The sequence below is a fragment of the Methanocalculus sp. MC3 genome (assembly GCF_054767395.1).
This window is the reverse complement of the sequence record NZ_BAABMP010000005.1, coordinates 327897-353039: the sequence shown is the minus strand read 5'-3', so window position 1 is coordinate 353039 and position 25143 is coordinate 327897. Positions and strand designations below refer to the sequence as shown.

Annotated in this window: 28 protein-coding genes; 21 read left to right on the top strand and 7 right to left on the bottom strand. The window is 52.8% G+C overall.

All coding sequences use genetic code 11. The features are described from left to right. Positions 1–35: 35 nt before the first annotated feature. Positions 36–1028: a ketol-acid reductoisomerase gene (gene ilvC / locus ACYUBO_RS10720; RefSeq protein ID WP_300334496.1), complete on the bottom strand. Its 993-nt coding sequence runs from the start codon at positions 1026–1028 to the stop codon at positions 36–38. Between the two features lie 123 nt (positions 1029–1151). Between ilvC and mptA the strand changes: the two genes are divergently transcribed. The 6 genes from mptA to ACYUBO_RS10690 all read left to right on the top strand — a co-directional run bounded on the left by mptA (position 1152) and on the right by ACYUBO_RS10690 (position 7070). Then, entirely contained in the window at positions 1152–2087 is a 936-nt protein-coding gene (mptA, locus tag ACYUBO_RS10715; protein WP_460374336.1) for a GTP cyclohydrolase MptA, read from the top strand. A 486-nt stretch (positions 2088–2573) separates the two neighbouring features. Continuing rightward, the gene (gene frhA, locus ACYUBO_RS10710) at positions 2574–3941 is read left to right on the top strand and encodes a coenzyme F420 hydrogenase subunit alpha (protein ID WP_460374333.1); all 1368 of its coding nucleotides are present in this window, start codon (positions 2574–2576) and stop codon (positions 3939–3941) included. Positions 3942–3949: 8 nt separating this feature from the next. Continuing rightward, positions 3950–4429, top strand: a complete 480-nt coding sequence (gene frhD / locus ACYUBO_RS10705) for a coenzyme F420-reducing hydrogenase, FrhD protein (RefSeq protein WP_460374331.1) — start codon at positions 3950–3952, stop codon at positions 4427–4429. Positions 4430–4565: 136 nt separating this feature from the next. Further along, on the top strand, positions 4566–5330 hold the full coding sequence (gene frhG, locus ACYUBO_RS10700; protein ID WP_300332169.1) for a coenzyme F420 hydrogenase subunit gamma: 765 nt from the start codon (positions 4566–4568) through the stop codon (positions 5328–5330). A gap of 13 nt (positions 5331–5343) precedes the next feature. After that, positions 5344–6210, top strand: a complete 867-nt coding sequence (gene frhB, locus ACYUBO_RS10695) for a coenzyme F420 hydrogenase subunit beta (protein WP_300332165.1) — start codon at positions 5344–5346, stop codon at positions 6208–6210. 80 nt (positions 6211–6290) lie between these two features. Next, the gene (locus ACYUBO_RS10690) at positions 6291–7070 is read left to right on the top strand and encodes a hypothetical protein (protein WP_460374302.1); all 780 of its coding nucleotides are present in this window, start codon (positions 6291–6293) and stop codon (positions 7068–7070) included. A 41-nt stretch (positions 7071–7111) separates the two neighbouring features. Here ACYUBO_RS10690 and ACYUBO_RS10685 read toward each other — a convergent pair whose 3' ends face one another. Beyond that, a complete protein-coding gene (locus tag ACYUBO_RS10685) occupies positions 7112–7594 on the bottom strand; it encodes a DUF2124 family protein (protein ID WP_460374299.1) in 483 nt (160 codons plus the stop codon). A gap of 124 nt (positions 7595–7718) precedes the next feature. Here ACYUBO_RS10685 and ACYUBO_RS10680 point away from each other — a divergent pair, with 124 nt between their 5' ends. Genes ACYUBO_RS10680 through ACYUBO_RS10635 form a run of 10 tightly spaced genes read left to right on the top strand, consistent with a single transcriptional unit; the run spans position 7719 to position 14881 of the window. Further along, a complete protein-coding gene (locus tag ACYUBO_RS10680; protein ID WP_460374297.1) occupies positions 7719–8201 on the top strand; it encodes a Na+/H+ antiporter subunit E in 483 nt (160 codons plus the stop codon). Further along, entirely contained in the window at positions 8198–8461 is a 264-nt protein-coding gene (locus tag ACYUBO_RS10675; protein ID WP_300332529.1) for a monovalent cation/H+ antiporter complex subunit F, read from the top strand. Before ACYUBO_RS10680 ends, ACYUBO_RS10675 begins: the two co-directional genes overlap by 4 nt. Before the next feature lie 5 nt (positions 8462–8466). Continuing rightward, positions 8467–8772, top strand: a complete 306-nt coding sequence (gene mnhG, locus ACYUBO_RS10670; protein WP_300332531.1) for a monovalent cation/H(+) antiporter subunit G — start codon at positions 8467–8469, stop codon at positions 8770–8772. Then, positions 8769–9014, top strand: coding sequence for a Na(+)/H(+) antiporter subunit B (locus ACYUBO_RS10665; RefSeq protein WP_300332533.1), 246 nt, complete (start codon positions 8769–8771; stop codon positions 9012–9014). Before mnhG ends, ACYUBO_RS10665 begins: the two co-directional genes overlap by 4 nt. After that, the gene (mbhE, locus tag ACYUBO_RS10660; RefSeq protein ID WP_300332535.1) at positions 9011–9286 is read left to right on the top strand and encodes a hydrogen gas-evolving membrane-bound hydrogenase subunit E; all 276 of its coding nucleotides are present in this window, start codon (positions 9011–9013) and stop codon (positions 9284–9286) included. Before ACYUBO_RS10665 ends, mbhE begins: the two co-directional genes overlap by 4 nt. Continuing rightward, positions 9283–9714: an MnhB domain-containing protein gene (locus ACYUBO_RS10655; protein WP_300332537.1), complete on the top strand. Its 432-nt coding sequence runs from the start codon at positions 9283–9285 to the stop codon at positions 9712–9714. The genes mbhE and ACYUBO_RS10655 overlap by 4 nt, the downstream gene beginning before the upstream one ends. After that, complete coding sequence (locus ACYUBO_RS10650) at positions 9711–10088, top strand: cation:proton antiporter subunit C (RefSeq protein ID WP_300332541.1); 378 nt, start codon at positions 9711–9713, stop codon at positions 10086–10088. Before ACYUBO_RS10655 ends, ACYUBO_RS10650 begins: the two co-directional genes overlap by 4 nt. Further along, entirely contained in the window at positions 10085–11593 is a 1509-nt protein-coding gene (locus ACYUBO_RS10645) for a monovalent cation/H+ antiporter subunit D family protein (protein WP_460374291.1), read from the top strand. The genes ACYUBO_RS10650 and ACYUBO_RS10645 overlap by 4 nt, the downstream gene beginning before the upstream one ends. A 1-nt stretch (position 11594) precedes the next feature. After that, the gene (locus ACYUBO_RS10640) at positions 11595–13085 is read left to right on the top strand and encodes a proton-conducting transporter transmembrane domain-containing protein (protein ID WP_460374289.1); all 1491 of its coding nucleotides are present in this window, start codon (positions 11595–11597) and stop codon (positions 13083–13085) included. Continuing rightward, positions 13082–14881 (top strand): proton-conducting transporter transmembrane domain-containing protein, encoded by a 1800-nt coding sequence (locus ACYUBO_RS10635; protein ID WP_460374285.1) that lies wholly within the window; start codon positions 13082–13084, stop codon positions 14879–14881. Before ACYUBO_RS10640 ends, ACYUBO_RS10635 begins: the two co-directional genes overlap by 4 nt. A gap of 23 nt (positions 14882–14904) precedes the next feature. Here the strand turns inward: ACYUBO_RS10635 and ACYUBO_RS10630 are convergent, their stop codons facing one another. Continuing rightward, the gene (locus ACYUBO_RS10630) at positions 14905–16047 is read right to left on the bottom strand and encodes a TIGR04083 family peptide-modifying radical SAM enzyme (protein ID WP_460374282.1); all 1143 of its coding nucleotides are present in this window, start codon (positions 16045–16047) and stop codon (positions 14905–14907) included. 196 nt (positions 16048–16243) lie between these two features. Beyond that, positions 16244–16399 carry a hypothetical protein gene (locus tag ACYUBO_RS10625; protein WP_300330472.1) on the bottom strand — a complete coding sequence of 52 codons (156 nt, stop codon included), beginning with the start codon at positions 16397–16399 and terminating at the stop codon, positions 16244–16246. Positions 16400–16540: 141 nt separating this feature from the next. Between ACYUBO_RS10625 and ACYUBO_RS10620 the strand changes: the two genes are divergently transcribed. From ACYUBO_RS10620 to ACYUBO_RS10605, 4 genes are read left to right on the top strand one after another with little or no spacing between them, the layout of a single operon-like run. Continuing rightward, the gene (locus ACYUBO_RS10620) at positions 16541–18319 is read left to right on the top strand and encodes a Na(+)/H(+) antiporter subunit D (RefSeq protein WP_460374279.1); all 1779 of its coding nucleotides are present in this window, start codon (positions 16541–16543) and stop codon (positions 18317–18319) included. Positions 18320–18369: 50 nt separating this feature from the next. Next, positions 18370–18789 carry a hypothetical protein gene (locus ACYUBO_RS10615; protein WP_460374276.1) on the top strand — a complete coding sequence of 140 codons (420 nt, stop codon included), beginning with the start codon at positions 18370–18372 and terminating at the stop codon, positions 18787–18789. Between the two features lie 26 nt (positions 18790–18815). Next, entirely contained in the window at positions 18816–19532 is a 717-nt protein-coding gene (locus tag ACYUBO_RS10610; protein WP_460374274.1) for a YkgJ family cysteine cluster protein, read from the top strand. Between the two features lie 52 nt (positions 19533–19584). Next, positions 19585–20169: a YIP1 family protein gene (locus ACYUBO_RS10605; protein WP_460374271.1), complete on the top strand. Its 585-nt coding sequence runs from the start codon at positions 19585–19587 to the stop codon at positions 20167–20169. Between the two features lie 84 nt (positions 20170–20253). Here the strand turns inward: ACYUBO_RS10605 and ACYUBO_RS10600 are convergent, their stop codons facing one another. After that, positions 20254–20526, bottom strand: coding sequence for a hypothetical protein (locus ACYUBO_RS10600; protein ID WP_460374268.1), 273 nt, complete (start codon positions 20524–20526; stop codon positions 20254–20256). A gap of 117 nt (positions 20527–20643) precedes the next feature. On the opposite strand from ACYUBO_RS10600, the gene ACYUBO_RS10595 reads away from it, so the two are divergent. Further along, entirely contained in the window at positions 20644–21555 is a 912-nt protein-coding gene (locus tag ACYUBO_RS10595; RefSeq protein WP_460374265.1) for an HdeD family acid-resistance protein, read from the top strand. Positions 21556–21564: 9 nt separating this feature from the next. On the opposite strand, the gene rbcL is transcribed toward ACYUBO_RS10595, so the two are convergent. Next, positions 21565–22857 (bottom strand): type III ribulose-bisphosphate carboxylase, encoded by a 1293-nt coding sequence (gene rbcL, locus ACYUBO_RS10590; protein ID WP_300330492.1) that lies wholly within the window; start codon positions 22855–22857, stop codon positions 21565–21567. Positions 22858–22943: 86 nt separating this feature from the next. Beyond that, positions 22944–25139 (bottom strand): elongation factor EF-2, encoded by a 2196-nt coding sequence (locus ACYUBO_RS10585; RefSeq protein WP_460374262.1) that lies wholly within the window; start codon positions 25137–25139, stop codon positions 22944–22946. Positions 25140–25143 lie beyond the last annotated feature (4 nt).

Here is a 25143-nt window from a genome sequence, read left to right as displayed (position 1 = left end):
GGATCTGGTACTATAAAAAATATGGAAAAAGAAGATTAAAGATTCTTGAACTGGGGCATATCCTTTCTCAGTTCTGCCCCGATATGCTCGATCTCATGCTCTTCATCGGCACGGGTCAATGCATTGAAGACGGGCCTGCCCACCATATTCTCAAGGATCCACTCTTTTGCAAAGGTGCCGTTCTGGATCTCGGAGAGGATCTCCTCCATCTCCATCCTGCTCTCGGGTCCGATGACACGGGGTCCGCGGGTGATATCCCCATACTGGGCGGTGTTGCTGATGTATCTGCGCATCTTGGTGAATCCACCTTCGTAGATGAGGTCGATGATCAGTTTCGTCTCGTGGAGAACCTCAAGGTATGCCATCTCCGGGCTGTACCCGGCATCAACGAGGGTCTCATACCCTGCCCTGATCAGCGAGGTGATACCACCGCAGAGAACTGCCTGTTCCCCAAAGAGATCGGTCTCGGTCTCCTCGCGGAATGTTGTTTCGAGGACCATGGCACGGGTGGCACCGATGCCTTTTGCATAGGCGAGCGCAAGTGCGCGGGCATTACCCGAGACATCCTGGTACACTGCGATGAGTGCGGGAACGCCCATGCCTTCGGTGTAGGTTCTCCTGACCATGAATCCGGGCCCTTTTGGAGCGACCATGAAGACATTCACCGTCTCCGGCGGGACGATCTGGCCGAAATGAATGTTGAATCCATGTGAGAAGACCAGCGATGCACCCTTTTTGAGGTTCCCTGCAATCTCTGACCTGAAGACAGCCGCCTGGCTCTCGTCAGGGAGGAGAATCTGGACCAGATCGGCTTTCTTTACTGCCTCGGCAACGGTAAGGACTGTAAACCCGTCTTTCTTCGCCTCATCCCAGCTCTTGCCGGGGCGGAGGCCGATGATAACATCGAGTCCGCTGTCACGAAGATTCAAAGCCTGGCCGCGGCCCTGCGAGCCGTAGCCGATCACGGCGATCGTCTTTCCTTTTAAATGAGAGAGATCGGCGTCTGCGTCATAGTACTTCTGGACCATAGCTTTACCATTACGTAATGCGGTGCGAGCCTACATAAATATATTATACTCAGGCTCATACCTGACTGTACTTTTATAGCTCGATCTTCTGTGAAGAAGATATAATGATAGAGGTCTTTTCGCATGGAACTGTCTGATATTCAGTCCACTATCCCCGATATCCGGATCAACCTGAGCCGGGTGGGTGTCAGGAATGTACGAAAACTCGTGGAAGTAGCACGTGTCGGGAAACGTCCGGCGATCTTTATATCGAAGTTTGATATCTTCGTTGATCTCCCCGGCTCCCTGAAAGGTGCAAACCTCTCACGGAATTTTGAAGTGATCGACGATGTGCTCCAGGAGGCAATCGGTGGCGAGGTGAAAGAGATTGAGGAGGTCTGCAGCAGGGTTGCACGGAAACTCCTTGATCGCCATGAGTACGCCGAGAGAACCGAGGTCCGGATGGAGAGCGCCTACATGGTGAAGAGGGAGACGCCGGTCACCCAGACACAGTGCCATGAAGTGGTTACGGTGCATGCCCGTGCGATTGCCCAGCGGACAAGCCGCCAGCCGATCATCAGGAAGAGCATCGGGGCAGAAGTGACCGGCATGACCGCCTGTCCCTGTGCCCAGAATATCATGAAGGATCATGCCATGATGGTGCTTGAATCACTTGATATGGAAAAGGACAAGATAGAGAAATTCTTTGACGAGGTTCCAATGGCAACCCACAACCAGCGTGGCAAGGGTTTCCTCTGCATCGAGACAGACGACGATCAGCATGTTCCGCTTGAAGATGTGATCGATGTCCTCAAAGATTCCATGAGCGGCAGGATCTATGAACTCCTCAAACGTGGTGATGAGAGCTACGTGGTGATGGAAGCTCACAAGAACCCGCGATTTGTCGAGGATTGTGTCCGGGTGATGGCAAAGAAGGTGGTCAGTACCTTCGGCCATCTTCCCGCTGATGCCCGGATCACCATCCGCCAGACAAACGAGGAGAGTATCCACCAGCATGATGCATATGCAGAGCGGCATGCAACCCTTGCCGAGCTGTATGCAGAATTAAATTGTGAATAATCCGTAAAACCGGGCATGGGCGGGTGATATTTTTTACCCTCTCCGGAATCATTCTCTCTTCATATATTGAAGAGAGATCCGCTCTTTTCCCCTCGGGAGTATATCTGCTATTCTTATAAATGCCATATTCATTGGTATTAATGCATAATGGGTAAGTTATTTATAATGCTCTTCTCTTTATCTCCGTCAGCATATGGTGGGATATACCGTAAAAAAAGCGCATAAGTAATTTTTAACAAAAAAGCGGGGATATTCTTGTTATTTTCGCCGGGTTCCGGCACTTTTGCTATAATGCTAAAAATTGTAATACTATTTGTTATTTTATCGATATACTTTAGAATTTATTGGAGTGTACTATCACAAACTATAATTAACGATATCGTTCTAATTCACTTTAGCGTACTTTCATGTACGTGTCATTAACCGCACAGGATAAATATTGACGTATAGCAGATCGACCACCACATTTTGGATGAGGCGATAACATTGTCGAAAGTAGTAGAAATTTCCCCAACCACAAGGCATGAAGGCCATTCCAAGCTCGTCTTAAAAGTCAATGATGACGGCATTGTCGAGCGCGGAGACTGGCTCTCCATTACTCCTGTCAGGGGTGTTGAAAAGCTTGCCATCGGTAAGACGATGGAGCAGGTTCCAAAGATCGCATCACGTGTCTGTGGTATCTGTCCGATTGCACACACCCTCGCAGCAACAGAAGCGATGGAAGCATCGATCGGATGTGAGATCCCAGAGGATGCATATCTTCTCAGGCTGATTCTCCAGTGCGCAAACAGGCTGCACAGCCATGCACTGCATAACATCCTGACCCTGCCGGATATGTACTTACCCGGAACAGACACAAAGATTAACCCCTTCACACCAGAAGAGCCGGTCAGAAGCGTTGCAAAACGCCTTCAGACTCTCCGTATGGTCGGCCAGACGATCGGCGAGATCGTCGGCGGCGAAGCAATCCACCCATCAAACCCCCGTGTCGGCGGTATGTACAAGAACATTACCCCACGGGCAAGGGCAAAGGTTGTTGATCTTGCAAAGATGGCACTCCCCCTTGCACGCGAGCAGATGGAGTTCATGATTGCAATCCTCAGGAACTACCAGAAGCGTGACTGGGCAGAAGTCGGTGGCAAAGAGATTCCTATTCCAAAGGATCTCGGATACCACAACCAGGGATACATGGCAGCAGACCCGTGTTACGGAAGCAGCTCACTGGACGAATGCCCCCGCTGGTTCCCCGAGCGCTGGACTGAAGTCCGGCCATGGGACTGGTACATGGGTGAGGAAGAGATCACACTCGAAGACCCATCATACCCGGTCGGCGGCACCACAAAGGCAGGCACCAAGGCCTGGCCACAGATGGAAGCCTGCACCGGTGTTCCGCTCTATGACGGCCAGCCCGTTGAGGTCGGTCCCCGTGCCCGTCTGGTTCAGTTCAAGAACTATGACGAGAAGGGTGCAATCGGCCTGCAGATCGCACGGCAGATGGAATACATGGATGCTGTGTACAAGATGATTGAGGCAGCAGACGCTATCGACTGCTCGGCTCCGGTTGTAGCAGATGTCATCCCGCAGGGTGACGGTTCCATCGGATGGGCAGCAAACGAAGCCCCGCGAGGCTGTGACGTTCACCTTGCAAAGGTCAGGAATGGCAAAGTCGAGTTCTTCTCGATGCTTGTCCCGACCACCTGGAACTTCCCCACCTGCAGCCGTGCACTCACTGGTGCACCCTGGCAGCTCGCCGAGGTCATCATGCGTGCCTATGATCCCTGTGTCTCCTGTGCAACCCACATGATCGTCATAGACGAAGACAAGAGGCTCGTTGCAGAGAAACTCCTCGAGTGAGTGCGTTCATGGATGAGCTGTACCCCGAGATTGTCATCGCCGGCTGCGGCAACATGCTGTTTGGTGATGACGGCTATGGACCGGAAGTTGTGGAGCGGTTGAAGGAGATCTCTCTCCCCGACAATGTGAAAGCGGTTGATGTGGGCCTTGGTGGCCCCCATTTCTGTTTTACCATGCTCGACAACGAAGTCACTAAAAAGCTCATTATCATCGATATCGTCGATTTTGGTGCTGAGCCCGGAACGCTTACAAAGCTCCGGATCGAGGATCTGCCTCCGGGCAGCTACCGTGATGCCCATTCTTGGGATCTTACTGAACCTCTGCACCGGCTGAAGGATAAGGTGGATATCACCGTAATCGGGTGCCAGCCAAAGAACGTACCCGCCCCCGATGTTGAAATAGGCATTTCAACTGAGGTCGAGGATGCTATACCCCTGACGATTCAGGTTGTATTGAAGGAAATAGGGGTGAACAATGGGAATACTTGAATCCCTGAAGGCCCTGTTATTCGGTAAACACGACGTCGGTGGGGAAAAGCAGGATCAAAAACCGGCTGATAAACCGGCTGACGTAATTGTCGAAAAGAAGGCGTCAATCATAAAAGAACCAAAGGAGGAGAAGCCAGTGGCTGATAAGATTACTGTAGGACACGTGCACATGAGCGGTTGTACCGGGTGCCTTGTGTCCTTTGCAGATAACTATGAAGGATTGTTAACAATTCTTGACAAATATGCGGACCTCGTCTACTGTCTCACATTAGCAGATGTCCGGCATATCCCAGAGATGGATGTAGCCCTCGTTGAGGGATCTGTCTGTATTCAGGATCACATTGCAGTCGAGGAGATCATCGAGACCCGAAAGAACGCGAAGATCGTCGTTGCACTCGGTGCCTGCGCCTGCTATGGCAACATCACCAGATTCTGCCGTGGTGGCCAGCAGAACCAGCCCCAGCACGAGTCGTATCTGCCAATCGGTGACCTGATCGATGTGGATGTCTACATCCCCGGATGTGCACCGACCCCGCAGCAGATCAGAAACGTCTGTGTTATGGCGTACCTGCTGCTGAAAGGAAACGATGAGCAGAAGGCGCTTGCAGGTGCATACCTGACACCCATGATGAACCTTGCAAAGGCAGGCACAGAAGCCTGCGGATGCGACATCATGACCCAGGTGATCAACCAGGGTCTCTGCATGGGCTGTGGCTCATGTGCAGCAGCCTGCCCGGTACGTGCAATCACCATGCAATATGGCAGACCACAGATCGAGCGCGATCTCTGTATCAAATGCGGAGCATGCTATGCCCAGTGTCCACGGAGCTTCTTCAGCTTCGATGTGGTCAACCAGTATGAGGGTATCATGGAAGCAATAGATGCTGCTATGCAGCCCTGAGGAGGGAGAAGAAATGGTACTTGGTAACTACAAACAGGCTGTTGCTGCACGCAGCACAGACCCCGATATTCTCCGCAAATCACAGGACGGCGGCATTGTCACCCAGCTCTTTGCTTATGCACTTGATGCTGGCATCATTGACGGTGCGATCGTCGCAGGTCAGAGCGATGAGCCATTCAAACCCGAGCCGATGGTTGCGACCACCCGTGAGGAACTCCTCGCAGCACGTGGCACCCGCTACTCCATCTCCCCGAACATGTCACTCATCAAAGAGGTGACCCGGAGCTATGGACTTGACAAGGTCGGTGTTGTTGGCACCCCCTGCCAGATGCAGGCACTCAGGAAGGGACAACTCTATCCTGTCGGCCTTCGTGATGTCGCGGACAAGATTGCACTCGCAGTCGGTATCTTCTGCATGGAGAACTTCCCCTACCAGGGTATTCTCCAGCTCGTGGAAGACCACGGTGCGACCGCTCTTGAAAACGTCTCAAAGCTTGATATCGGAAAGGGCAAGTTCTGGATCTACACCGAGCGCGGTGCAACCGTTCAGCTTCCGCTGAAGGTCACCCACAAGTACGAGCAGCCAGGCTGCCACGTCTGCCTCGACTATGTCGCAAACTTAGCTGACATCTCAACCGGCTCAGTCGGAACCCCCGACGGCTGGTCGACGGTCTTCGTCAGGTCAGCAAAGGGTGATGACATCTGGGCAAAGGCGATCGCAGCAGGCGCATTCGAGACAAAGCCGATTGACTCCGTCAAGCCAGGCCTCGAACTCGTCACAAAGCTCGCAACCGAGAAGATCACAAAGAACCAGAAGTACCTTGAGTCCCGTGCAACAGAGTACGGTGTCGGAAAGGCGCTTCGGAACCCATACATCTAATCTTTTTTTTTGCTTATCCCCGCTTCTGTCACAGGAACAGAAGAAAAGGGGTTTAAAGATACTGCATCTACATATCAGCAATGGCAGATGATATCGTTGAAGAAGATGCTGCTCTTCCAAAAGATCCCGTTCTTCAGGAAGAGCATGTTCCGGATATGCCTGTTTCAGAGGAAGTAACAGATGCCGGTGGAGATGAGGCTCCCGATGTACCTGAGAACGGAAGCATGGTCCCCGAAGCATTCATCCGCGATCTGAAGGCATTTGGCGAGAATATCAGAAAGAGCCCGGCCCTTGTCGAGCAGATCCGGGATGTCTTCGAGTATCATCTTGTTGATATGACCGATCGCCGGACATTCTCCCGGATCGTCAATGCCCTGACGATGATTCTTGGCCACAGTTCAACGATGGTTGTGGCAACAGCCTGCCATATCAATGCCGCTGCCTTCTTTGGAGATATAAAAAAGCAGGCGGGTGAGGGGGAGGAAGAGACCGAAGCAATTGCCGTTCTCCAGCATCTCACTGCGCTCTATGGAAACCGTGTGCAGGAGGCATATGCCCTCTCCGTCGGATCCCTTGATGAAGACTGGTTCACAGCGGACATCAATACATTCAGGCGGGAAGGCGAGCAGAGCTGGATGATTGAACTCCGCCTTGCCCAGTACAACGGGACGATCGCACACCTGAAGATGACCCCCGAATCACTCTTCCAGCTGACCCTGATCATGATGAACGAGGTGAAGAAACTCCCGGCAGAAGCCTTTGATCAGGAGATGATCGGGAGGTATGGGGATGATATCCAGTCGTTTGCAAAACGGTTCTCTCTTCAAAGAGACGATGGCGCCCCTCCCGGATATGCGTGAGAGGGATCACATTTCCCTCTCCCAAAATCCGCAAACACTTTTTAATCGGTTCTGGTAATTGTCACCGGGTCGATCTTCGCGTCGATCAGAAGCTCAAAAGAGATCTCCGCAAGCCACCCTGACTTCTCAAACATACTCTGGAAACAGACGCCTGCCACAGGAACGCCATGCTGTGTAACGATGGCCTTTGCCTCCTCAATCGTCACCGGCACTCCCGGCATGGCAAGGCCGCCCATCAGGACGATGATTGCCGGGTGCACTGCCGCACCCTCTCCCGCCTGCATGCCGACACCGGAGACGGGCTTTAACATACGGGCACTCTTCTCATCAAAGAGCGGAACAAAGAGATGTTTCAGATTCATATCGCGCGTTGCAAAGGCGAGCAGCTCGACAAACGGGGTGCAGGTTCCGGCACAGCCATAGTAGACGATCTGCGATCCTTCAGGGAGGCTCTTTTCTTTCAGGTACTCCTTAAAGGGCCTGAGTATGCCTGGGACACCGCTTAATGTGGTTATCGTGGTCATAGTCTTTCTCCGAGAGAACCATAGGAAACACAGGTTTATAAATACGATTCTCCAATGTAAAAGAAACGATTCTTCCGGAGGGTTTGGAATATCTTCAGAGAATAGGCGGTCTTCACCAGGAAAAATGATCGTGATCTTTATGATCCTTCTGATCTTCTGGTATATACTGTCCGGTTACTTCGATCTCTTTCATATCGGGGCCGGGATCATCTGCTGTGGGATTGTGACACTCATATCGGGGGATCTGATGCTGCGATCTGATCGGAGCCTCATCCAATCAGGACGGGTTTTCATCAGTTTCATTCTGTTCCTGCCACGGCTGATGGTGGAGATCCTCTATGCGAACCTCGATGTTGCATACCGGATTCTGCATCCGAAGATGCCGATCGATCCCGACATCCTCATTGTTGATACCAAATTCTCAGGCGATGTGCTGAGGACTGCATTCGCAAATGCAATGACCCTTACACCAGGCACCGTTACTGTGGCTGTTGAAGGAGGGCGTTTTACTGTGCATGCACTGGTCAGGAGCGTTTCAGAAGAGGATCTCCTGCAGAACCGGAGTATCCAGAAGAGGCTTTCAAGGATATTTGGTGAAGGTCCATGATCGATATCTTCCTGGCAAGCGGGATCATTTTGATCCTGACGATCTTCCTCTGCTTCTATCGCGTGGTCTTTGGCCCCGGTGTTGAGAACCGGTTGATCGCGGTGAATACCATTGGTACCAAGACGATCATCATTCTTGTTATCATCGGGTTTATATACGAGCGGCCGCTCTTCATCGACATCTCGATCGTCTATGCGATGATCAACTTCATCGCAACCCTTGCAATCGCCAAGTACCTGAAGAGGGGGTGTATATCCTGAGTCCTTTGAATATCCTTGCCCTCATCTGTATCGGAATCGGCCTCTTCTTCATGGTCGTCGGTGCAGTCGGGCTGATCCGGCTGCCTGATTTCTATACCCGTGCCCATGCAAGCGGCAAGTGCGATACGCTCGGGGAGGGGATGATGCTGATCGGGTTCATACTCTACGAAGGAATGACGCTCATCTCGGTGAAGCTGCTCCTCCTTGCAATCTTCATCTTCATCTCATCCCCGACAGCCGTTCATGCCCTCGTAAATGTTGCCCATTCGCGTGGGGTAAAACCCTGGAAGAAGGGGGATGAACGGCAATGATCTGGGAACTTGATTTTGCTCTTCTCGTCTTCATGATCATCTGTGCAGTCGCCGCGATCACGGTGAAGGATCTCCTTCATGCAACGATCGTACTCGCTGCATATTCACTGATCATGACAGTACTCTGGGCAGAGATGAATGCCGTTGATGTTGCATTCACCGAAGCAACTGTCGGCGCAGGAATTACGACTGTACTCTTTATTGCAGCAATCGCACGAACCAGAAGGAGTTCATCAGATTGAAGACGAAAGCACTCATCGCGGTTCTTTTCATCGGTATCATCCTCTTCTGGGCAGTTGAGGATATGCCTGCGTTTGGTGATCCGGATGCTCCGGCAACTCAGTATACCGGGCAGCTGTATGTGGATTCTGTCCTTCCCGATATCGGGATTGACAATATTGTGACGGCAATACTTGCCAGCTACCGTGGCTTTGATACGCTCGGGGAGGTTGTCGTGATCTTCACAGCCGGGATTTCGGTAGCCCTGCTGCTGCGAAGGGGTGGGCGGCTATGATGGAGAATGTCGTCATCAGGACGGTGTCCCGGCTTGCGGTACCCTTCATCCAGATCTTTGCCCTCTATGTGATCGTCCATGGCGCATCCGGGGCAGGCGGCGGCTTCCAGGGTGGTGTCGTCTTTGCCGCTTCATTCATCCTGATGATCATCGCCTTTGGAATGGCGAATGTCCGCCGCCGGATCGATAACAGGGGCATTATGTGGCTATCTGTGATCGGAATTTCCATCTATGCGGGGATCGGATTTCTGGCACTCCTTATGGCAGGTAACTTCCTCGAATACGCTGCAATAGAAGCGGCACTCGGGATCCCGCACCTCCATGGCATCCTGATCGATCTGGTTGAAGCCGGTATCGGAATCGCTGTCATGGCGGCGATGGTCTCGATCATCTATGATATTGCAGGAAACGGGGAGGAATCATCATGATTGAGTCATTCTATGAACTCTTCCTCTCCCGGTACAACTACTGGATGGCAATCATCCTGATGCTGATCGGGCTGTATGCCCTGATTGCCAAACAGAACCTGGTGAAGAAGATCATCGGGCTGAACATCTTCCAGACGGCGATATTCCTCTTCTATATATCGTTCGCCGAAGTCAGGGGCGGCACCGCACCGATCTATACGGCTGAAGGAGTCCATGCCCTCTATGTGAATCCTCTTCCGCATGTCCTGATCCTAACCGCAATCGTCGTCGGGGTGAGTGTGACAGCCGTTGCTCTCTCGTTAATCGTCCGTATCTACGAGGAGTACGGTGTTCTCGATGAGGATGAACTGATGCTGGCGGTGAGGAAAAGATGACGATCATCAATCATGTTCCGGTTCTGCTGGTTGCAATCCCGATCATTGCATCGCTTCTGATACTTGCTGCCGGGTGGTATGACCGGAGGTTCTGCTATCCGATAGCACTCATCACGATCCTCTCCCAGTTTGTGGCTTCAATAGCCATTCTTCTGCAGGTGCTTGATGGAGGAACCATCCGGTACCATCTTGGAAACTGGGCGCCCCCGCTTGGGATCGAGCTCGTCATCGACAGCTTCAACGGGTTTATCCTCGTTGCTATCCTCCTTCTTGCCGCAGCAACGATCATCTATGCACGGCGGAGTGTCGAGAAGGAGATTACCCCTGATAAGATCGTCTCCTTCTATGTCCTCTTCCAGCTCCTTGTCACCGGGCTTGTGGGAATGACGATCACAGGCGATCTCTTCAATCTCTATGTATTCCTGGAGATATCCTCGATCGCAGCATATACCCTGATCGCTTCTTCACGCAAGTCCCACTCTTATGTGGCAAGCTTCAACTACCTGATCCTCGGCTCAATTGCAGCCGGTTTCATCCTTCTTGGTATCGGCAACCTCTATGTCGCGACCGGGACGCTGAATATGGCAGAGCTTGCAGCGATGCTTCCGGCATCGTACCATCTTGCAACAGTCCATTCGGCATTCCTCTTCCTTATGATCGGCTTCTCGATAAAAGTGGCATTCTTCCCGCTCCACCTCTGGCTCCCGGATGCATATACAGAATCTCCCTCGGCGGTGACAGTGCTCATCTCGACGGTGATGGCAAAGGTGAGCGTCTATGCACTCTTCCGCATCCTCTTCACGGTCTTTACGACCGCATACATCATCGACAGCTTCCCGGTGACCGGCTTCATCCTCCTGATGTCAACGGTGGCGATTGTTGCGGGTGCGGTACTCGCAATTGCCCAGGAGGATCTGAAGCGGATGCTTGCATACTCAAGCGTCAGCCAGATCGGGTATATCATGTTCGCCCTTGGAGTTGCAAACGAGATTGCGCTCGAAGGCGGCCTCCTGCATATCCTCGGCCATGCGGTGATGAAAGGCTGCCTCTTCATGGTGGCAGGGATGATCATCTACCGGATGGGTACTTCCCGCTTAAGCGACATGAAAGGGCTCTCAAAGACGATGCCGATATCCTGTGCCGCCTTTGCACTTGCCGGAGCATCGATGATCGGGATTCCCCCGACGATCGGGTTCATGAGCAAATATTACCTGGTGCTCGGGGCATTTGAAGCCGGGCTCTGGCCATATGCGGTGGTGCTCCTGATCGGATCCCTTCTTGCCGCCATCTATATCTGGCGTTTCATCGAGATCGCCTACTTCGGCGATCCGCATGGAAGGCATGACGAGGATCATGCCACTCAAACGGCAGAACGCGAAGGCCCTCTCTCGATGCTCGCCCCGATGGTCGGCCTTGCCCTCCTCTGTCTCATATTTGGCATCTTCGTCGAGGTGCTGATGAAGGCAGTCGCCCCTGCTGCACTCATGCTCCTTGGAGGTGCCTGAGATGGCGGATATCGAATGGGTACTCCCTGCTGTTGTGATCGCAATCCCGCTCCTCGCATCGGTTCTGATACTTGCGACTGGGCGATATGAGAATCTCCGCGAAGGTGTCACGATCACAGCGGCATCTGCCATGCTCGGCTCAGTCCTCCTGATGCTCCCCGGCGTGCTTGCCGGAAACCGGTTTACGTTCACGCTCCTTCCTATGGTGCCGGGCGGTGACTTTGCCCTGAAGGTGGATGCATTCGGGATGGTCTTTGCGCTTGTTGCAGCGTCTCTCTTCCTCCTGAATTCATTTTATGCAATCGGGTACATGCGATCCTTAAAAGAGCATGCCCAGACGAGGTTCTTCTTCTGCCTCGCAGTTGCGATAGCCGCTGCAATCGGGATCGCATTCTCGGCAAATCTTCTGACACTCTTCATATTCTATGAGATCCTGACGATCATCACCTATCCGCTTGTTGTCCATGTCGAGACCCCGGAGGCGATGAAAGCAGGAAGAAAATACCTTGCCTATCTCTTAATTGGTGGTATCTTCCTCCTTGCCGCGGTCATCCTGACCTATATCCTCACCGGAACAACCGACTTTGTGGCAGGAGGATTCCTTGCAGGTTCGGGCTCAGATCTGACGCTCCAGATTCTCTTTATTTTATTCCTGGTCGGTTTTGTGAAGGCGGCATGGATGCCGCTCCACGGGTGGCTCCCCGCGGCAATGGTTGCCCCGACGCCGGTCTCGGCGTTCCTTCACGCAGTTGCGGTTGTTACCGCCGGTGTCTTTGGGATTGTCAGGATTGCCGGGTGGGTCTTTGGGATGGATCTGATGGCCATGCTTGGGCTTGGCACCCTCCTTGCGGTGATCGCCTCCTTCACCATCATCGTAGCCTCCCTCTTCGCACTTGCCGAGGATAACCTGAAACGGCGGCTTGCCTACTCGACGGTGAGCCAGCTCTCCTATATCCTGCTTGGCGTCTCGATGCTCTCGATCGCCGGGATGACCGGGGCAATGGCGCATATCCCGATCCATGCGTTCCTGAAGATCACGCTCTTCTTTGTTGCAGGTGCTGTCATCGTCTCTGCCGGGAAGGAGAGCATCTCCGGGATGAAAGGGATCGGGAGGAAGATGCCGGTGACCGCAGTCATGTTTGCTATCGCTGCAATCGGCATCTGCGGACTTCCTCCGCTTGCAGGCATCATCAGCAAGATCTACCTTGCACTTGGTGCGGTGGAGGGCGGGGTGCCGGTGCTGCTCATTGTGATCATCGCAAGCGCCGTCTTAAATGCGGCATATTTCTTCCCTATCATCTACACGATGCTCTTTGAGACTCCCGACGATCCGGGGGCCCTCGAATCGGTAAGTGAACCCCCGCTCACGATGCTCGTTCCGATTGTCCTGACTGCGGGTGTATCGGTGTTGATCTTCTTCTTCCCGTCAATGCCGTTTATGGATCTGATTGAGATCGCCATTGCCGAGATCACTCACCAGGTGATGCCATGATCGGACTTCCCCCGGCATTTCTCTTCCTCATCGGCCTCCTCCTCGTTCCTATCCTGAAAGGAGCTGCACGGAAGTGCTGGACGGTTCTCCTTGGCGCAGCAGGGCTTCTGATGGTGGTTCTGATCGGCTCTGGCTCCCCCGATCTGGTGGTGGCGATCATCCCCGGTATCGAGACGATCCTCCTGACAACCGATCCCATGCGGCAGCTTGCCGGGATCATCTTTGCAACAGCCGGGTTCCTGGTTATTATCTATGCAGCATACCGCGATCTTCCCCGGATAGAAACGATCGGCATCCTCGCATCAGTTGCCGCGGCACTTGGAATCGTCTATGCAGGCGATCTGATCACAGTCTTTGTCTTCTGGGAGCTTTTGGCGCTTGCCTCCTTATCGATCATCTGGTCTTCAAAGGATCCAGAATCATCTGGTGCCGGGTACAGGTACCTCCTCTTCCATATCTTCGGCGGCGCCTGTCTCCTCGGGGGAATCGTCTATACCATTGCGACAACAGGAACCGCGGCAATCGGGGCGGCAGGGGAAGGCATGGGCTTCCTGCTGCTCTTCATCGGGATCGGGGTGAATGCCGCATTCATTCCCCTCCATACCTGGGTTCCGGATGCGTATCCGAGGGCATCAGTCGTCGGATCGGTTGCCCTCTGCATATTCACGACTAAAGCGGCAGTATTCCTCCTTGCCGCTATCGGCGGGTGGGGCGTTGCCATTGCATATATGGGCGGTGCGATGGCACTCTATGGCGCCGTCTATGCCCTCATGCAGGATGATATCCGGCGCCTCCTCTCGTACTCGATCATCAGCCAGTGCGGCTATATGGTTGCGGCAATCGGGGTGGGAACAGTTGCCGGGATCGATGCCGGACTCGCACATCTCGTCAATGATATCCTCTTCAAGTCGCTCCTCTTCATGGCAGCCGGTGCTGTGATCCTGAGGACGGGATCTTCCCACCTTTTTGAACTTGGGGGTCTTGCACGAACGATGCCGAAAACAACAGTCTGTGCGGTGATCGGGGGTCTTGCCCTTGCCGGTGTGCCGGGTCTGAACGGTGCTGTCAGTAAAGGGATGGTGATCGAAGCAGCCGGAGCAGTCCCATATCTTGCTCCCCTTCTCATCATCTCGGCTGTGATCACCGTCATCTATGTCGTCCGTCTCCTCTACCTCGGCTTCTTCAGGCCGGTCTCCGGGACGAAGGAAGGGCGGCTTCCTGAGGATGCCCCCTCCCTGATGATGATTGCAATGGCTGCAACCGCCCTTCTCTGTATTGTCATCGGTCTCAATCCGACTCTCCTGACCAGTCTCCTCCCGGGGATGACCGCAGCCCATCCGTTTGCAACCTCACATCTCCTGGAATCGGCCATGATCTTTATTGGTGCCGGAGTTCTCCTGCTGATTATCCGGCCCCTTCGAAAGCCCTGGCATGGATTTGAAAGAGATATTGACTCACTCTATGTCCGGGCAGGGAGACTGGTTGCATGGATTGCCAAAAACCCGCTTGTTCATGGGGCTGATCTGATTGGTGCTTGCCTTCAGCGCTTCGTTTCTGCTCTCAGAACCATCGCTTCCAACCCCCCGGTTGCCTGCCAGATCGCATTCCGGAGCATTGCACTGCCTTTTGTCCGGGCATTCTCCGATCCATCAAAAACAAGGGCATATGAAGATCGGCTTTCCCATATGAGGAATCAGTACCCGGACGAACAGATCTCGATCTGGGGTGGCGGGTATGGGATCATCTTCATCAGTATCATCGCGTTTCTGTATTTCCTCTTTGATCTGATAAAATAGGGGAGGAGAGGAAACCTTTTCCGTTATTTTGAGACGATCTTCTGCACAAGCGCCATGACACCCGGTTTTGCCCGCTGCCTCCGCCGTGCACTCACAGGGGGTGTCTCAAACATCTCATTGTTCATCCGAAGATTGATCTCTTCAAAGATCCGCTTATATGCGGTGCAGTGGGGATCAACCCCTTCAATCCGCCCCTCGGTTGGTGCAATCGCATTGTATGGGCATCCCCCCCGGCAGTACCGGATGTGTGAGCAGTCACCGCATGCGGAATCGACATAGGCTTTGTACTCCTGCATCAGCTTCCATGCCTTTGACTCTGCGAGCTCCTCAAGTGACGGGCAGTCAGCAACATTCCCCATCACATACTCCGGCATCCCGACAAACCGGTAGCATGGATAAATCCCCCCGTCCGGGCCGATTGCGAAGGTGTTTGCCATGCAGTCGACATAGGTGCAGACCGTTCCGTGCCTCGTGAAGACGCATTTGACGAGATCGTTGATATTCATCACTTCAGAGCGGTCGATGTTCTCAAGGTACCGGTCAAGTAAAAAGACGAGGAGCTCCCCATACTCTTCTGGTGGAAGTGCCCATTCCTGCGGCTGGTCGCCCCGGAGCGAGGGGAGGGCGGGATGCAGCTTCATCGGGAAGCCATTCTCCATGAAGAAGTTGAAGATCTCTTCCTTATGCTGGACCGACTTATTCGTGAAGGTGCAGATGAAACGGACCGTCAGCCCATGCGATCTCGCAATCTCATACCCTCTCATCGTCTTCTCATAGTAGCCGTCTCCTCTCTGTGGATCGTTTATCTCCTGCGGACCATCAATAGATGATCCAATCGGGACATGGTATGCGGCAAGAGCGTCTGCAATCTCCGGTGTCATCCGCCAGAGATTAGACTGGAGTGCAAAATCGGGGTTAAGTTCGGAGAGCCCCTCTGCAAGGATCGGGAGTGCCTGACGGTAAAAATCCGCACCTGCAAGGAGCGGCTCCCCCCCGTGAAAGGTGAAGGTGACGGGATCGGTCCGGAAACTCTTCAGCCACCTGACGATATCGTGGATCGTCTTGATGGACATGACAGGCGATCCCTCCTCGGAACTCCAGCAGTAGGCACAGTTGCCCGGACACCCGAGGGTTGGTATGATCATCACGTGGAACGGATTTTTCATCGTATTTCAGTATCTGGTCATCCATACAGCTCCTTAATGCTATTCATTCATGCAGGGCAACCCTACCCGGAAAAACCCGATTGGGAATTCCTGAAATGACAAATAATGTCCCGAATGAGTTATCTGTGTAATATTTGGCGTTTTTTCATCAGGTTAAACTTATTATCTGTCGGGTATATGTATCATCATGAGTCTCTCACTGATCATGCATCGAATTGACAGAGACAGTATCACAGAGTATCGTCTGCCCCTCTTCTCTCCTGACGATAGATGAAACCGGCAGGTGCTGCATGAGGGTCTGACTTGCGATCCACGATGCCGCGTATCCGGGTATGATCCACAACCTTCTCATTCACGATGAGTCGGGTGTATGTACAATCAGGCAGTTTCCCGGCTGGAAGTGAAGGAGTGATATGATGACACAAGTTATCGGGCAGAAGATGAGGCACCCAATGCAGGAGCGGATGCTCTCACTCTTCAGGAGGCAGCTCTCATGATTGCCATCCCTCCGTTCCTAATCTATATCATAGGTGCCGCCCTCCTCCCTCTCCTCCCGAAGAGGGTGCGGCATGAGTGGATGCTTTTTGTCACAATAGCCGGGCTTGCCGCAATCAGCCTTCAGGAATACGGGATGGTGGTCCCTGTCCTTCAGCTTCTCCCCGGAATAGAGCTCTCCCTCCTCTCGGTTGACGGCCTGTCACGGGTGGTTGGCTATATCTTTGCAGGAATCAGTGTCCTTGCCGTCATCTATTCGAGCCAGGAGGAGCGTATCTCCCACCAGATGGCATTACTGGTTCAGGTCGCATCAGGAATGGGTATCGTCTATGCAGGCGACTTCATCACCCTCTTCATCTTCTGGGAACTGCTCGCCCTCTCCTCACTTGCCCTCATCTGGCATGGATACGAGGGTTCACAAGGTGCCGGGTATCGGTATGCCCTGATGCATATCCTCGGAGGGGTCTTCCTCCTTGCAGCTATCGCCGTTCAGTTTGCTGAAACCGGTTCGCTTCAGATCGGCCTCGCCGCCCCTGGTACTGCTGCATTCCTCTTCATTATCGGGATCGGAATGAATGCCGCGATCATCCCGCTCCATGCCTGGCTTCCCGAATCATATTCAAAGGCATCGATTGTGGGATCGGTCATCCTCTGCATCTTCACGACCAAGGCAGCGGTGTACCTGCTGGCACGTACCCTCCCCGGATCCGAGGCGGTGATGTACCTGGGAGCGATCATGGTCGTTTACGGTCTCGTCTTTGCGATCCTTCAGGATGATATGCGGATGCTCCTCTCCTACCATGTGATCAGCCAGGTCGGGTACATGGTCGCTGCTGTCGGTATCGGCACCACACTCGCCTTGAACGGGGGTATTGCCCATCTCTTCAACCATATCCTCTACAAGGCCCTCCTCTTCATGGTGGTGGGGGCGATCATCTACCAGACCGGCAGACACCGCCTCTCCGAACTCGGCGGACTCGGGAAGCAGATGCCGATCACTTTCTATGTCTCCCTGATAGCATCTGCTGCCATTGCAGGTGTACCGGGGTTCAATGGCTATGTCAGCAAGGAGATGATCGTCGGAGCGGCTGCTGAGAGCGGTCTTTTAACCCTTGAGTTGCTCCTTCTGATAGGGTCGATCGGTACCTTCCTCTCCTTTGTGAAACTGAACTACTATGCATTCATCAGGGAGAAGCTTGATCTAATTACACGTGACCCTCCGGTTCCGATGCTCATTGCAATGGTGATGACCGCATCTGCCTGCGTAATCTATGGTGTCTATCCCTGGATCCTCTTCTCGATCCTCCCTTATCCGGTTACCCATGATATCTTCAGCATCTCGCATATCCTTGAGATGATCCTCATCTTTGCTGCAGTGCTGCTGAACCTCTGGATCGTGAGGAGCATGATTCAAAAACCAACCTATATTCCCCCCGATATGATGGATCTCTATCGTGCCGGAGGGCGGGGTGTCCTCTATCTCTCCCATACCCTCCTCCCCTGTCTCCAGAACAGCATCTCGGGTTCTCTTGACAGGTGTGTGAACGGGGCTTCATGGCTCTCAAAAAACCCGGTCATGGCAGTGGATATCCTTTCACATGCGATATCTGTACCCCTCTCATTCAATCCTGAAAGGCGGAGAGAGAAGGAGATCCGGCTCTCAATCCTGATCAATACATATCCTCAGGCAATTCCGCAGTCCACCAATGCCGGATATGGGATCTTCCTGGTGGCAGCAATCGCCTTTGCCTATTTTCTGATGGTTTTTCTCTTCTGATGCACTGAAGCGATCCTTTATTCTCCTCTGGTACTGAATTACTATTACCTATGATCGAGTCCTCCGGATGTGCAGAGCCCCTGAAACCCTATCGCGAGATACCGGGAAGAACACCTGGAGAAAAGTGCGAGACCATCGGGATTGTCCCCGGAAAGCTGATGCCGCTCTCTGAACTCAGGCAGATTCAGGAGCAGTGCAAAATTACCGTATTTCTCTTCTTTGACGAACGGATCGCCAGGCATTCGACCATGCAGAGCGATATCGATAACTATTCCCTGCTTCCCCCAAAGGCACGGCCGTATCTTGAACTTCATCAGTTCTACCGGGTAATCGAGGAAGAAGGGCTTGAACTCATCGATGGTGAGTCGGTCTCTGTTGAAATTCTGACTGTTGGCGAGCTGGAATGTCCATCATGCGGGGGAATTCGTTTTGACCCATATATCCGGGCTCTCCTCCTCTCTGATGAATAAAACCTGCGATTGCTATGAGCAGGAACATGAGCATACAGGACCACATTATCACGCTCAAACAGGATGAAGCAGCACTTCTTGGGTATTCTGAAGATGAGCTGATCAGCATCATCCGTGATGTCGGATTCTCCTGTGACGGATGCGGGCGATGCTGCACCGCATCCTATAACGGCCATGTCTTCCTCCTTGACAGCGATCTCCCCTATCTCCAAACCCATCATCCCAAAGCCCTCATTCCGGCGCCTGACTTTGAATATGGCGATTCAAATGGCACCCTGTATGTCTCGGGATATGCCTTGAAAGTCCATGAGGATGGGCGGTGTCTCTTTCTGGATGCAGGCAACCGGTGCGAAATCTATGAGAACCGGTTCTCGATCTGCCGCATCTATCCCTATATGCTTCACCGGGAACCTGATGCCAACGGGGTGGTGGAATGGCGGCAGATATCTGGTCTTGGAGAACACGGGGAATATCACGGTGAGATCACTGAAGAAGAGGCAACAACGATCGCTAACCAGGTCCTCTCCTATGAACTGGACTTTGTCCGGCAGCAGATCGGCTTCTGGGAAGCGATCTCCTTGTACTTCGACGAACAGAACCTCCGGCATGTCAGGAAGATCTATGATCAGGCACTCCGGCGGTTCCGGAAGGGTGAGCCGGTGCGGGTGATGGTCTATGCGGGAGGATCATTTGAAGAGCATATTGTAGGAATTGGGGAGTACCGCGGCTTCTCGTCCCCATAACACATTCAAACCATGGAAAGGGTATTTATAGGGGCATATCATTTCTTTATATATGTCACTTCCTTTCATTGAGACATTCAAGGGGATGATCACATCCCCCGGTGAAACCATTCAGAAGAGCAGTTCCGGGACGCTCACAGATTCAATCATCTACTTTTTGATTGTCATCTTTGTATATTCAATACTGACTGCTGTTATCACGTATCTCCTTGGAGCATCACACCCAATGCCACTTAAGCCCATCAATGACATCATGGGGATGATTGAATTCATCATTGGATTTGTTATCCTCTGGACGATCATTCTAATTATATTTGCAACAATCATCCATATCTGTACGAAGATCCTCGGCGGCAAAGGCGATTATGGCGCATCAATACGTGCATACGCACTCGCACAATCACCGACCGCTGTGATAGGCTGGATCCCGTTCATCAACCTTCTCGCAGTAATATGGATTTTTATCCTGATGGTAATGGGTATCCGGGACTATCATGGGATATCAACGATCCGGGCAGTTATTGCGGTGCTCCTGCCGGTCATCGTCATCATCATCCTGGCAGTCCTCGGGCTCATGTTCTTCATGATCGATCCGACAAGCGTAACGGTGACTGAGATCCCATCAGTCACCTTCTAGATCCATTTCCCTTTATATGAGGTATGGCTGACCCGTTACCATTTTTTTAATTGTTTTATCTACCCCCTAATTGTTTCCTCCTCTTTAATCTTCTTTCTTCTTAATCAATAACCAGAAATAGCCTACGATTCCCCCAAGAAGGCAAATAGATCCATAAGCAATAGGCTTGATTTGCAAAGATGGCTGCAGAAAAATAAGAGATACAGAAGGACCTATAGAATACGGTGATGCTTTTGCATCCTCCATTTCTTTGTTCCAATTGTAGTCATCCACTGCATAAATTATAAAAGTAGCGAGTATTATTGTTACACCTACCACCACGAGAAAAAGGTAAATATCTTTTTCTTTCACTTCCATTCTAATTCTCCCATCTGTTTTACATTCCAATTCATTTTATTTATTAATAAATGTTATTAATGGGAAAATATTTTTCCAATAGATACGCACAAATAATCCCAAAACAAGATTTTATGTATGCAGAGGCTTGAGGATCTCCTTGCTCCCCTCCATGAAGGAGTCTGGGAGGTGGTGGTGCCAAAGAGCGGGGTTGCCTCTCCGCTCTCGGAGAGCTGGGTTCTCTCCCGCATGAATATCCCCTCCCCCGGAACCCTTGCAAGCTACCGGTTCGGCCAGTACCACCTGCATGAGACTGCCACCGAATACCGGGTGCACCTTGACCGCTATGATCCAAAAGAGCATCCGGTTCTGCATCTTGCAGATGATGCGCCGCTCGTCCTGATGGTGATAGATACCATATCCGCTCTCCTGATCGATTCAAAAAAAGCTCTTGTGCGGGATACTTCAGAAGTGCTCTCGGAGCAGACAAAGGCCTGGAAGCTCGTTGCCTTCTGCGGCATCTTCATGCTCCTCTTTGGCATCCAGATACTTACTGAACCATTCATCACATTTGACAGCCTCACCCGGCTCATCATCCCTCTCCTCTTCCTGGCTCTTTCTTATCCTTTCCTGAGGTCTGCGTTTGTAATCAGGCCATTTCGACTGCGATCGATTGGGCGTTTTGTTATCGGGCTTGGGATTGCTCTCCTTGCTCTTAGCACATTCTTCTCTGAACCTGATGAACTTGCAGGAACCTTCCTTTTTGTCCTGGCGATATGGACCTTTGCAAGTGCCTGGATCTCACTAAAAAGAGTTTTAAGGGGGAAAAAAGCCGTGCCTGAGGGGTTCTGGCTGAGGCTTGCGGTTGGTATCCTCTCGCTTGCCGTTGCGTTCATGGCGATCATTGCACCGGAAGCAATCATCGCGATCCTGATGTATCTCCTGGCAGGGATTGCCCTCCTTATCGGCATCTACCTGATTGCAGAGGGGATGGCACTGAGAAAAAGGATGAGGGTTCCGGATCCCTCCCGAGAAGAGATCCTGGCATAATCTGTCTGGCTATACCGGCTTATAGGCGCCCCATTTCTCAAGGGCTCGTGCGAGCTCAGGTGCCTTTTGAGCCTTCTCTTCCAGTGAGAGGCCGTCCTGCCATGCCTCGATCGCCTGCATGGTAGCAGCTGCCCCGGCACGGGTGCCGTCCGGGTGGCCGTGAATGCCGCCTGATACGAGGAGCACGAGTTCTTCTCCATAGATGTCAAGGACATCGGGGACAAGTCCGGGGTGAAGGCCGCCTGAAGAGACCGGGAATGCACTTTTGATATGTCCCCAGTTCTGCTCAAGCGCCATCCCGGGAACTGCCTGCACCTTCTCCTCCCGCAGGACATCTGCGAGCACTTTCGCTTCCTGAGAGGTACCGACGAGCTTTCCGACTGCTGTTCCGGTATGGATCTGCGAAACGCCGATCAGACGCATCATCTTCGCAAGGAACTGCATGGTGATCCCATGCCGGGGATCGCGGTCAAATGCCGCATGCATCGCCCGGTGGGCATGGATTGCAATGCCGAGGTCTGAGCAGTAGTCACGGAGCGTCATGACAGCGGCAAACCCGGCGACGACCACATCGATCATCGCATAGTTCCATCCGTTGGCTGCGAGTAGATCTACCCGCTGTTTCATCGTCTCGGTATCAGCGGTGATATTGATGAACGCCGACTTCTTCTCGCCAGTGATCTGCTCGGCCTTATCGCGTTTTTCCGTGAGTGCGGCCACCCGGTCATCGAACCGGTTGAAGGAGGTGGAGGTGAGGTTCTCATCATCCTTGACAAAATCAAACCCTCCCATCCATGTCTCAAACCCGATCTCGGCATGTTCGGCTGCCGAGAACCCGATCTTTGGTTTTGGCACTGCTCCGGTCAGGGGGCGGCCATGGATCCCCGTCAGCTTCCTGATCCCTTCATTGCCGAAATGCGGGCCATCGAAGTTTCTCAGATATACCTCTGGCAGAGTAGCATCGATCAGCCTGAGCTGGTTGACAGCTTTCATACCGAAGATATTTCCGGCGATACCGCTTAAGAGCTGGACAGCATTCCCCTCTTCCCAGAGACCGATCGGATAGGCGATCTTCAGGAACTGTCCGTCTATCTCAAAGGCGGTTGCCTGAAGATCCTTCATCCTCGGCGGGAGAGAATAGAGGGTTGTCCATGTCCCCGTGGAGCTTTCAGATGCAACCCTGCCTGCTGCTTCCTTCATACTGATCCCGGATGCCGGGGTGCAGGAGAAGAGGCAGATGATATCATCCTCTGCGGGGGTATGGCTCAGATCAACAAATTCATCGTACCAGTCGATTGGCATACTCACTCACTATGTGAAAGAGGTAGATAAAGGTCGCTCTCGTGATATGAGGACGAAAAAAAAGGACAGGGTGGAGGTGATCCCTCTTATGCGAGGTAGTCGCCAGGTGTTGGGATCTGTTCTTTCAGACCCTTCCGCTTCCGGATACCCATAACAACTTCACCGACAAGGCTTGCAGGAACCAGCTGGAACCCGGCAAACTCGGTGCTCCACATTGCACGTCCTTCGGTTGCTGACCTGAGGTCGCCTGCGAACCCGAAGAGTTCTGCAACCGGGGCAGTGCCATTGACCACAATCTGGTCGCCTTCCGAATCGGTGGTGGTGAGCTGTCCGCGCCGACCCTGGATCTGGGAGATTGCCGCTCCCATCTGGTCCTGCGGGACGGTGATCTGGATCTTCTGGACTGGCTCGAGGAGCTGGTCGTTTGCCATCAGGCATGCAGCTTTCACAGCAGCTCTTACTGCCGGGATGACCTGTGCAGGGCCACGGTGGATTGCATCCTCGTGGAGCTTCACATCCATCAGCCGGATCTTGAGGTTCTGCACCTGCTCGTCTGCGAGCGGGCCGCCGTCAAGGGCCTCGTGGAGACCATCAAGGACCAGTTCCATCGTCTCGTTCAGGTACTGGATACCCTTTGTCATGTCGAGGAAGACATTGGTGGTGTAGATATCCTTGACATTCTTCGCCTCATCCTTATCCATGCCAAGGCCGACAAGCACATCACGCCGCTCGAGCTGGCTCATGTTCATCGAGACATCGCCGTTCTGGATTGCATCGACAATAGCCTGGTCAAGGGGCTCAACCTCGATATAGAACCGGTTGTGGCGGTTTGGCGACTTTCCTTCGACAGGCCCTGCCTTTGTGGTGACTGTCTCACGGTAGACGACGATAGGTTCAGACGTCACGATATCGACGTTCTTGTCACGGCGGATACGGCCGGTGATAACCTCAAGGTGGAGTTCTCCCATACCGGCGATTAAGTGCTCACCGGTCTCTTCATTGATGTTGACACGGATCGTCGGATCTTCCTTGGCAACCTGACGGAGCACTTCGACGAGCTTTGGCAGATCCTTCATGTTCTTTGCCTCGACTGCAACAGTCATGACAGGCTCTGAGTAGTGTTTCAGCGACTCAAATGGTGTCATCTCTTTGCTGGAGGTGACAGTCGATCCGACGATTGCATCCTTTAAGCCGGTTACAGCAGCAATATTGCCTCCGACGATCTGTTCGACCTCAACACGGCTTGGGCCCATGAAGATGCCGACCTGCTGGAGGCGGTTGCCCTTTCCAGCTGTTCCGACAACAAAGAGCTCCATCCCACGGCTGAGCTTTCCTGAGAAGAGACGGCCGGTTGCGACCTCGCCTGCATGGGGATCAAAGGAGATGTCGGTGACCATCATGGCAACTGCGCCTTTCGGGTCGCAGGTGAGCATCGCCTTTCCTTCGGCGGATTCCTTGTCACCATGCCAGATGATCGGGATACGCCGTTTCTGTGCATCGATTGGGTTTGGAAGGTGCTTTACGACGATATCAAGGATCACTTCGTGAAGCGGGCTTGACTTGGCAAGCGCTTTCATGTCACCGGCATTGCACTTGTCGATGACTTCCTTGAAGGAGACGCCGCTCTTCTGCATGTATGGGATTGAGACTGCCCAGTTGTAGAGAGCAGATCCAAAGGCAACGGTGCCGATCTGGGCATCGAGCTTCCATCCGCCTTCGGTGTACATCTTCTCGTTCATCCCTTTGATCAGTTTGTTGACCTTGTCAATGACACGGCCGAGCCGGATCATCATCTCCTGCGGGTCGACCTTCAGCTCGTTGATAAGGCGATCGACCTTGTTGATGAAGAGTACCGGCCTGACACCCTCTTTCAGTGCCTGCCTGAGAACGGTCTCGGTCTGGGGCATCGGGCCTTCGACTGCATCGACGAGGACGATGGCACCATCGACTGCACGCATTGCCCGTGTGACGTCGCCACCGAAGTCGACGTGGCCGGGGGTATCGATCATGTTGATCAGGTACTCATTCCCGCCGTACTCGTGGACCATCGAGACGTTCGATGCATCGATTGTAATTCCTCGAGCCTGCTCTTCCTCATCGGAGTCCATGAAGAGCTGTCTGCCTGAGAGCTCTTCTGAGATCATCCCTGCTCCGGAGAGGAGATTATCTGAGAATGTGGTCTTCCCATGGTCGATGTGTGCAACGATACCAATGTTACGGATAAATTCGGGCTTGTCCATCAGCTCCGAAACTTTCTCCACCATCTTTTTGCCGCGTGACATAATT